This is a genomic window from Neobacillus drentensis (assembly GCF_036962765.1).
Classification (GTDB): domain Bacteria; phylum Bacillota; class Bacilli; order Bacillales; family Cytobacillaceae; genus Neobacillus; species Neobacillus drentensis_C.
Map to the genome: position 1 here is coordinate 1 of NZ_JBALOS010000423.1, position 378 is coordinate 378.

Genomic DNA, 378 nt, shown 5'->3' on the forward strand with positions numbered 1-378 from the left:
AATTATGGGAGCGATGGAGATGAGTAAAAAAATTTTAATAGCTTTACTCTGCATAGGATTAATTGTGGTATTTTATTTTTCAGCTTCCCGTCCTAGTTCAAGTCCTGGTTCTAATTATATTCCTACTACATCATTGGAAGAAGCAATCTGTGCAAAAGTAGAAGCACAGAATGAGGATTGCAAAAAAGTGATTTTAATTGATACCGATTCAAATGTGGCTTTTGTCGAGACTGAATTCGGAATCCTTCCTGTTCATATCAGCAAAGACCATACCAAAATGGTAAAAATGATTCCAGGATTGGATTTCCAAGAATTCAGAGAGGAAAAGGAGGAGAATGGACCAATAACCTGGAGAGTTGAAAATAATGTCCAAAAGGA

1 protein-coding gene is annotated in these 378 nt (G+C 36.0%); it reads left to right on the forward strand.

All coding sequences use genetic code 11. The annotated features are described in order from the left end of the window. Positions 1-19 precede the first annotated feature (19 nt). Positions 20-378 (forward strand): hypothetical protein (locus V7137_RS30315; protein WP_335701505.1); only part of this gene is annotated, 359 nt, incomplete at its 3' end.